The 9209-nt window shown below is 60.0% G+C and carries 8 protein-coding genes; 1 reads left to right on the forward strand and 7 read right to left on the reverse strand.

Annotated features, from left to right (window positions below):
- Positions 1 to 131: 131 nt before the first annotated feature.
- Both NW841_RS10330 and cobM read right to left on the reverse strand, forming a co-directional pair.
- Positions 132 to 1994: a tetratricopeptide repeat protein gene (locus NW841_RS10330; RefSeq protein ID WP_414386280.1), complete on the reverse strand. Its 1863-nt coding sequence runs from the start codon at positions 1992 to 1994 to the stop codon at positions 132 to 134.
- A 185-nt stretch (positions 1995 to 2179) separates the two neighbouring features.
- Complete coding sequence (cobM, locus tag NW841_RS10335) at positions 2180 to 2986, reverse strand: precorrin-4 C(11)-methyltransferase (RefSeq protein ID WP_414366259.1); 807 nt, start codon at positions 2984 to 2986, stop codon at positions 2180 to 2182.
- Positions 2987 to 3156: 170 nt separating this feature from the next.
- On the opposite strand from cobM, the gene NW841_RS10340 reads away from it, so the two are divergent.
- Positions 3157 to 4581 (forward strand): MATE family efflux transporter, encoded by a 1425-nt coding sequence (locus NW841_RS10340; RefSeq protein WP_414372033.1) that lies wholly within the window; start codon positions 3157 to 3159, stop codon positions 4579 to 4581.
- On the opposite strand, the gene ispD is transcribed toward NW841_RS10340, so the two are convergent.
- The 5 genes from ispD to NW841_RS10365 all read right to left on the reverse strand — a co-directional run.
- Positions 4578 to 5285, reverse strand: a complete 708-nt coding sequence (ispD, locus tag NW841_RS10345) for a 2-C-methyl-D-erythritol 4-phosphate cytidylyltransferase (protein WP_414386286.1) — start codon at positions 5283 to 5285, stop codon at positions 4578 to 4580. The genes NW841_RS10340 and ispD overlap by 4 nt on opposite strands.
- A gap of 123 nt (positions 5286 to 5408) precedes the next feature.
- Positions 5409 to 6815: an ammonium transporter gene (locus NW841_RS10350; RefSeq protein WP_414377549.1), complete on the reverse strand. Its 1407-nt coding sequence runs from the start codon at positions 6813 to 6815 to the stop codon at positions 5409 to 5411.
- A 129-nt stretch (positions 6816 to 6944) separates the two neighbouring features.
- Entirely contained in the window at positions 6945 to 7283 is a 339-nt protein-coding gene (locus NW841_RS10355) for a P-II family nitrogen regulator (protein WP_414366262.1), read from the reverse strand.
- A gap of 181 nt (positions 7284 to 7464) precedes the next feature.
- Positions 7465 to 8859, reverse strand: coding sequence for an IctB family putative bicarbonate transporter (locus NW841_RS10360; RefSeq protein ID WP_414386282.1), 1395 nt, complete (start codon positions 8857 to 8859; stop codon positions 7465 to 7467).
- A gap of 43 nt (positions 8860 to 8902) precedes the next feature.
- Positions 8903 to 9209: transposase (locus tag NW841_RS10365; protein ID WP_414386284.1), on the reverse strand; the 307-nt coding region annotated here is incomplete at its 5' end.

Raw genomic sequence — 9209 nt, forward strand, 5'->3', positions numbered from 1 at the left:
CCATAGCCACATCCGGCCAAGACCACGGTGGGCAGGGATCCCTTCATGGCTGGAGCGGCAACCTCTCGCAGGCGGGCGTGCACCTTGTCGGGCGGCAACCGGGATCCCTCAGCGTCGATCAGCTCCCATCTTTACACGGGCAGTAGGTCGGTATGTACCTCTTCCGTCTGCTTAGAGAGAAGCTGCTGCAGGCTCCCTTTGGCTTCGGGGAAGTTGGGAGAAATTTCCAAAGCCGAGCGCAAGTGCTCGACGGCCTGCTCCAACTTGCCTTGGCGGGCCAAGACGGATCCCAGGCGGTAGTGGGCCATGCCGTAGCTGCCGTTGCTGCGTATCGCCCGTTGATAGCTGGCCACCGCTGAGCTCAGATCCCCCTTGATACGGGCCACTTCTCCCAGGCCAAAGTGGGCTTCGGGCAAATCTGGGTCTTCTCTTAACGCTTGTTCAAACTGCTGCACAGCCTCTTGCACCTGCTGGGGCCAGACAAACTTGCGCCCAGAGGCGTCGCGGTGTTTTTGACCCAAATAGGACAAGCCGATGGCAGCAACCGCCTCAGGCAAGCTGGGCACTAGCCCCAGGGCTCGCTGGTAGCTTTTGATGGCTTCGCTGTGCTGCTCCTGGGCCGCTAAGACCAAGCCCAGCCCGTAGTAGGCGCGGCCCTGCTGGAGCTTGGAGGAGCTGCCGGAGAGGAGCACCTGGCTGAACTCTTGGCCAGCCTGGGCCAGACGCCCCGCATGAACCATGGCCAAGCCCAGATCCACCCGCACAGCGGCGGCTAATTCGGGATCCAGATCGAGATTGAGGGCGGTTTGAAAAGCTGCTATTGCCGCCTTTAACTGGCCCTTGCGCATCAGCGCTTGTCCCATCAGGTAGTGGGCTGAGCCCAGGCGATCGTCCAACTCCAAAGCAGCCCAGCAGGAATCGATCGCCTCGTCCCATTGCCCCAGCTTGAGGCGAATTTGAGCAATACAGAGGTGGGCCTGGCTGAAGTGGGGATCCAACCCAAGGGCCTTTTGTTGCTGGGCCAAGGCTTCTGCCCAGTTGCCTTTCTCGGCCCAGGCTTGGCCAAGCAGGCTATGGATCTCGACTTGAGCAGATCCCTGGGTGAGGGACAGGGCCTCCTGAAACCGCTCCACTGCCTCAGGAACTTGATTGGCCTGTAAAAAGGACAAACCTTCTGCCAAAGGATCAGAGGATCCCTCTCGCTTAAAGGTGTTGACAGCACGCCAGCCTTTCCACCCCAGCCAGCCCCCCCCTGCAGCCAGGAGCAACAGAGGGATCCCTACTCCCAGCGATCTGGCCCGGGCAGGGACGTCGGGCTGCCGGAAAGAATGCACCACCAACCCGGCCCCCAGCAGGAGAGACAAAGCCAGGGCTCCCCCCAGGAAGGGTCGTAGGGTAGGTTGGTGCAACTGCTGGCCAAGCGCCTGAACGTTGACCGGAAGGCTGATGGGAGAACTGGGGCGAGCAGGGGCAGTTGTGGACGGAGAGGTCGGGATCCCAGCTTGGGCCTGTGCAGAGGCATGAGGAGACTGGTTTGGGTCAGGCCCTGAGCCTCGCTCTTTCTGGGTTTTGGGAAGCGGCGCCTCTAGGGTTTTAACTTTGCGATCAGGCCTGGCATCGGGATCCACAACAGGTTTTTGGGCATCCAGCACCTTGATCTCGGAAATCTTGGTGCCGGGCAATACAATCTCCGTGGCGTCGGCACCGCTTTTCCCAGAAGACAAATAGAAGACTTTTTTCCACTGCGGCTGTGTTTCTCCCTGCAGCCGACCGTACACCACCAGTTGGCTGACTCCCTGCACCGGCGCGCCTTCCAATTGGCCGGCAACCCGCTGCAACACCATAGAGCGGCTGAACAGTCCCTGCTGTGGCAGATCCACCATCAGGTAAAGGACATCTTGTTTCAGCGCCGAACGGCTTGGCAGGGGAGCAAGGGCCTTCTGCAAAGTCTTGATCAGGGTTGCCGCGCTGCGAGCAGCAGATGAGTCATCCATAAGGTTAGAGCTCTCACCAGTCAAAGAGTGAAATGAAGAGTCTTGCAACAACTCCAATCCAAAAGAAATCCACTTTTCTTGAGGAAGAGGAGCCCCTTGCAGCCAGCAGTCAAAGCCTCTGAACTCATCGTGCTGCCTCATTATCTTCAGCCTGCTGTCATCCGTCAATATACTGAAAGAAGCTGTTACAAATGGGCCCGCCGGCCAATTTTGGGGCGGAAGAGGTGGGCGTGGTCAGGGCTGTAGAGCCGCGAGCGGGCCGAGCCGGCTCCTGCCAAGCCCCGTAGGGCGGGACTGATGAGGTAAAGCACGGTGCGTTCCAGGCCGGCTTGCCGCGTGAGGGCTGCCATCTCCGCCAGGGATCCCAGCCAGATCCGCTCGTCCGGCCAGCCCAGACGGTAGCAAATGGCCACCGGGGTATCGGCAGGATAGTGGGTCATTAGATCCGCCTGGGCTTGTTCCACATGGCGGGCGCTCAGGTAGAGACACAGAGAGGCGCGGTGAGCCGCCAGACTGGCCAGGGCTTCCGCTGCCGGCACACGCGTCCGGCCACTGGCGCGGGTGAGGATGATCGTCTGCACCAGCTCCGGCACCGTTAGCTCCACTTGCAAACGGGCGGCTGCCAGTTGAAAGGCGCTCACCCCCGGCACGATCTCAAAGGGGATCCCAGCCTCCGCCAGCCGAATCAGCAACTCGTGCAGAGCACCGTAAAGAGACGGATCCCCATCCTGCAGCCGCACCACCCGCAGCCCTGCCTTGACCCGCTCCACCATCTGAGGCAGCAGCGTTTCCAAGGTGAAAGCGCGTGTATCGATGGCCTCCACCCCAGGGCGACAATGGGTCAGCAGTCCCTCCGGCACCAAAGAACCTGTGTAGAATACTACATCTGCTTCCGCGAGTACTCTCTGGCCCCGCAGGGTAATCAGCTCGGGATCCCCGGGGCCAGCGCCGACAATGTGCACAGGCCAGTAGGACGAAGTCTGCTCGCTCATCCGCTCTCCTCTCGCCCCAGTAGCCAGCATCCTAACAGCAGCCAATCTCCCAAAGGTGGGAAGGGATCCCTCCCTCGCTCCAGTCCGTATTATCTCTGTAGTATAATAGCATACAGACAGCTCAGTCGAGAGGTTGCCTGTTGCTGCGCAGCACAGAGGAGGGAAAGGGTGTGAGGGGCATTGCGCAACGGCTAGATGCCCGAGGGATCCCACGGGTGGATCATGGGGTTGTGCTGAGGTTGGCGATGCCCTTGGTGCTCAGCGCTGGCATCCAGGCGCTGATGGGCATAACCGACACTTGGTTTATTGGTCAAATCTCCAGCCAAGCCTTGGCCGGGATGAACGCCGCCTGGCTGCCCACCCAGGTGGCCTTGACCCCCTTCCTGAGTCTGGGGCGAGCAGTGCAAACCTTGGTGGCGCAAACCTACGCCAGCGGAGATCCAAAGGGGGCCTCTCGCTATGCTTGGTCGGGAGTGGGGCTGGGGTTGGGCCTATTTCCCCTGTGCGGTCTCTTGTCGCTGTTGGGAGGCTTGCTGTATGGAGGGCTGCCCCTGCCGCCGGGGGTGGCGGAGCAAGCAGCGGCCTATTGGCAAATTCGCGTTTGGGGAGGCTCTGCCCTCTTGGGCACCTTTGCCTTGTCGGGTTTTTTTAACGGCATTGGCCGCACCTGGATCACTCTCTGGGTGAGTGGCTGGAGCGTGTTGCTCAACAGCATCCTCAATACCCTATTCATTTTCGGCTTGGACTGGGGGATCGCTGGAGCCGCCTGGGGCACAATCCTGTCGGAATATGGGGAGCTGACCCTCTACCTGCTGGTGTTTCTCTCAGCTTGGATCCACCGCGACTACGCTACGCGGCAAACCTGGCGCACGGGCTGGAAACCGTTGCGGCCATTGCTGAGATTGGGCCTGCCGATTGGGATCTACGCTTTGGCGGATATGAGCTCCTTCACGGTGTTTCAGTTGATGCTAGGCCAGTTGGGGGCTGTGGAGGGGGCAACGGCCCACCTGTGTCTGATGTTGTCTCGCTTTGCCTATTTGCCAGCCATCGGCCTGGAACAATCGGCCACGGTGCTAGTGGGCCAGGCTGTTGGCGCCGGTCAGCCAGCTTGGGCAATGCGCTTGGGAAATGCCGTGATGGGCTGGACGCTCGGCTACATGGCTGTGATCGGCGGCGGGCTGGCGCTTTTTGGGCAAGCCCTGCTCGGCCTATTCGTTACAGGGAAAGACGCCAACGCCGCAGCAATTCTGCATCTGGGGGGGAGGCTGCTGCGGATCATCGGAGTCTCGTTTCTCTTCGATGGCATCAACTTCTCTGCAGTGGGATGCCTGCGCGGCGCGGGAGATGTGCGGGCACCCATGGCAATCATGCTCGGGATGAGCTGGCTCTTTTTCTTGCCTTTGGCGCAAATACTGATCTTTCCCCAAAGCTGGATCCCTTTTCTGCCGGGGTTGGGATGGGGGGCTGTGGGGGGCTGGTTGGCCATGCTGATCTATGTCGCCGGCTTGGCCAGCCTGTTGCTCAGCCGCTGGCGCAGTCGGGTGTGGCAGAAGGCGGCTCTGCGGCAGGGCCACCGCCATAGTGAGTTGGGCTAGCGCGCCGGATCGAGGCGCTGCTGTAGAATTTGCTTGGCCAGCACCAGATCCCAGGGGGTGGTTAACTTCAGATTAGACTCCTCCCCTTCCACGATGTAAACCGGCCAACCCAGCTTCTCGAATAGGGCTGCGTCATCGGTTACCTGCCACCCCTGGGCCAGTGCCTCCCGATGGGCTTGCCACAACAGCGACAGGCGAAAGCCCTGGGGCGTTTGGGCTGCCCACAGCCGGCTACGCTCCGGTGTCGATTCGATTTGGATCCCCTTGGGGCCGCTTGCGGTTACTTTAATCGTGTCTTTGACAGGGATCGCGGCAATCAAGCCGTCCACTTGCTCCAAGGCGGCGCTGCAGCGATCGAACAACTCAGAGGTGGCCAGGCAGCGGGCCCCATCGTGAATCAACACCCGTTCCACCGTTCCCAGCCCATAGAGATACTCCACCCCCCTGTAAACCGACTCCTGCCGCGTCGCCCCTCCTTGCAGAAGCTGCACCGGCGTGGACAGGTCGATGGACGCCAGGATCTGCTCCATGGCCGGCCAGTCGCCGGGTTGGGAGAGAATGCCAATCCACTCGATGGAATGCGCCCGATCTGCCGCCTGCAACGTCCAAGCCAGGACAGGCTGACCCAAAAGTGGCAACAACAGCTTGTTGACCGCCGCCCCCATTCGCTTGCCGCTGCCAGCCGCCGGGATCAACAGGTGCATGGGATCCAAAAGCGCATCCAACCGCATCCCAGTTTACAGCCAGGGAGGGCCAGGCTTGGCCCTCCTCATCGTTGACAGTGGCGATTGGTGCCGCTGGATCCCCTTCAGAGCCGGGGTGCCGCCTCAAGGTTGGTCCAACTCGGCAGAAGCAATCACAAAATCCGGGTAGGCCACGTTACCATGCTCGCCCACATCCAAGCCGGCCAGCTCCTCTTCAGCACTGGTGCGCAGGCCAACCGTTGCCTTGAGGATCAAAAACAGGATCAAGCAGGTGATGAAAGGCCAGAAGAAATAGGCTAGAGCGCCCACAACTTGTACCCCAAATTGGGCCCAGGTCACCCCTGAATCGGCGTGGGCAAACCAAGGGATCCCTGCTGCCAACACCCCCCAAACACCGCAGGTGCCGTGTACCGAAACGGCGCCCACCGGGTCGTCAATCTTCAGCACCGTATCCAGAATCACCGCCGAGATGACCGCCAGGATCCCGGCCACCGAACCGATGATCAAAGCTCCCAGAGGGTGGACAGTGTTGCAAGGAGCGGTGATCCCTACCAAGCCGGCCAGCACCCCGTTGGCGGCAAAGGTCATATCCGGCTTGCCAAAATGCGCCCAGCAGGTGATCATCGCCCCAATGGCCCCTGCCGAAGCGGCTAGCAGCGTGTTCATGGCAATCCAGCCGATATCGGGGCTGGCGGCTGTGGTCGAGCCGGCGTTGAACCCAATCCAACCCAAGGTGAGGATAAACACCCCCAACATCCCCAGAGGCAGGTTGTGGCCGGGAATCGCCCGTGGCTCTCCGTTGGGGCCGTACTTGCCGATGCGAGGGCCAAGCACCATGGCCCCGGCTAAGGCGGAAGCGCCCCCCACCAAATGCACTACGCCCGAACCGGCAAAGTCGATGAAGCCCAGATCTTCCAGCCAGCCGCTGGTGCCACCGTTGTAGTCGCCAAACAGCCCATTCCAAGCCCAGCCCCCCGAGATGGGGTAGATCAGCCCAGAGATGACGACAGAGTAGATGAGGTAGGCCACGAACTTGGTGCGCTCCGCCATGGCCCCGGAAACAATGGTGGCAGCGGTGGCAGCAAACACCATCTGGAAGACGAAGAATGTAAAAGGCCAGTCCCCTGCTTCGTGGGCTTGCTGCCAACTGAAAGCAAACCAGCTCCGGCCAAAGAAGCCAGTATTTTCTCCAAACATCAGGCCAAACCCGATGAACCAAAAGGCGCAACAGCCCATGCAAAAGTCCATCAGGTTTTTCATCATAATGTTGGCGGCATTCTTGGCGCGGGTAAAGCCCGTCTCCACCATGGCGAACCCCGCCTGCATGAAGAACACCAAGGCTGCCCCCACCAGCGTCCAGACAATGTCAGCATGTTTCTGTACGACTTCCGCGTCCTGAGCGAAGGCGCTCTCCTGACCCAATAGGAAAACCAGCGAAATCGTCAGAGCAGCAGTTAGGCCCCCCTGAGCTGGTTGCCAGAGCCACTGCAGTGCTTGGCCTTTGAGTCTTTGGATCATCCTTGTAGACATGCTTTTCGACTCACCTAAAGTGACGGTACTTTTACAACGCATTAACTGGGGCAAAGATCCCTCATTTGCCCACTGCAAGCCAGCCTGGGACTCGGATCGAGCTACCCAGGCTCCAAGACCTTCCCTGCTTTACAGGGCGTCTTGGTTGAGTTCGCCGGTACGGATGCGAATGGTTTTCTCGACAGGGCTGATGAAAATCTTGCCGTCCCCGATTTCGCCGGTGCGAGCCGCCGCGATCAGCTTCTCCACCACCGTGTCCACCAGGTCGTCTTCGACCACGATCTCCACCTTCAGCTTTTGCAGGAACTCTACCGTGTACTCGGATCCCCGATAGCGCTCGGTTTGTCCTTTTTGCCGACCAAAACCCCGCACTTCGCTCACTGTCATGCCGACAATTCCGGCATTGACCAGGGCAATTTTCACCTCATCCAGCTTGAAGGGCCGAATTATAGCCTCGATCTTTTTCATTGGCCTCCCATATCCCCAACAATCCCGCTAATTTCTAACACTACTAAAACCTGCAAATTGTAAATCTAGATACATTTTCGTTCTTCTACTGAGAATGCTTACCACTCTAGATTTGCTCTCGTCAAGACCAGAAGGCCAGGCCTGGGCTACTTTAACTTTTTAAGAAGTTCGCGCTGGCATCTCACGAGCTTAGTCTTTCACCGGCCGTTGAGGATCGAGGAGAATCCAGACTGGCTGTGACGAGGGCCACTGCCAGCCACCACAGCATCTGCACCTGGGGACGGTACCAGATGGTGTCCACCAGGCCGTGGGCCATCATGCCGGTGCAGGCTGCTAAACCTGCCGCCACCCACAGGCCCTGGGGATCCCGGCAGGCAAGTAAACGTTTCCAGCCTCTCCAGCCGTGATCCCAGAGCACCAGGAGGAACCAAGCAAAAGCCAGGGATCCGACTAAGCCCGTCTCCAAGGTAATCTGGAGCGGCACCGAGTAGGCCGCCAGAGCGCTGAAGTTGCCCCGCTGGTAGAGGGGATAGACGCGGCTGAAGGCGACATTGCCAGGGCCGATCCCCAAGATGGGAAAGTCGCGGATCATCTCCAGCACCGCCGCCCAGACGTTGAGGCGAAAGTTGTTGCTGGTATCTAGCCGTCCCCAAAGGAGGCTCTGAGCCCGTAGCCGCAAGGGGCGTACCGTCAAGATGGCAAGCAGCAGCGCGGCTGCGCCCCCTCCCAAGAGAGCCGGCACCGTCCAGCGCTGCCAACGGGCCGGCAGGCGGGGGGCGTACCATTGGGCCAGCAGCAGGGCCATCATCCCCAGCGCTGCCAGCCCCCCAATCCAGGCACCGCGGCTGTAGGTCAGCCCCAGACAGATAAGGTTGACGGCGGTTGTAAACCCCACCAGAAGCTTGATCCCCCAACCCGGCCAGAGGCAAATGGCAGCCAGCCCCAGCGGGAGCAGGGGAACCAGGTAGCCCCCATACAGGTTAGGGTTGCGCAGAAAGCTGTACACCCGCGTCAGGCCTGCCAAGCCCGATTCTGGATCTACCCAGGTGGCCAGTTCTGCCGCCCCGTAAAAGTACTGCCGCAGGCCGTAGATCCCCATCCCCAGGCTGACCAAGAGCAGGGATCCAACAATCCCATCTCGGAATTGGGGTTGGCGCAGCAGACGATGCAAAAGCAGATAGCCGGCTAAGTAGAGCGTCAGCTTCAGCCAGCCATCCCGCGCCGCATAGGGAACCGGCGAGAGGAGCGTTGCCAGGGTAGCAATTCCCCAGAAAAGGCCCAGGGGCAGATGGACAGGTAGCCCAGTCGGGGTTTCCACCAGCCAGCTCAAGACCACAAGCGCCGCCATGGCCAGTAGGATTAGGCCGAGGATGCCGGTGGAGCTTTGGGAGGAAAAGACCCAGTAGAGCAACACCAGACCCAAGCCAATCCCGTCCAAGCCTTGGACGAGCAAGCTGCCTTGGCCCCAGTTTTTCAGGGATCCCGACAGGCGGCCCAAAAGGCTGACCTGCCACCAGGAATCGATAGGAAAACCCCGCAGCAGCAGAGCTTGCCACAGTTGCCTTGCTTGTTCCATCGCCGCTTTCCAGCCCCCTGGGCACCTCTCCCTCTGCCTCTGCTCATCTTCCGAGTTTATCTCCCCAGCAGCCAGGGGCAAGGACGTCAGGGCAGGCGGGATCCCTCCTTTTGGAAGTGGAGAACCAATAGCTTGGGCTTGCCTGCTTCGGGAGCACGTTAGGTTGAGAGTTGGCTCCTAGCCCTGCCACGACCAACCTCAAAATTTCTAGAGGTGCACCGCCGCATGAGACAATGCACTTAGAATCATGCCAAAGCTTAGCCTTTCCCCAGTACACTTGATTGAGCTGTTCCGCAAACTGTTGCCTTAGTATGCGACTTGATGCTGACTTGAGAAAAGAAACGAGGTTA

Source organism: Synechococcus sp. H60.3 (assembly GCF_047462295.1).
In the GTDB taxonomy this organism is placed as follows: Bacteria; Cyanobacteriota; Cyanobacteriia; order Thermostichales; family Thermostichaceae; genus Thermostichus.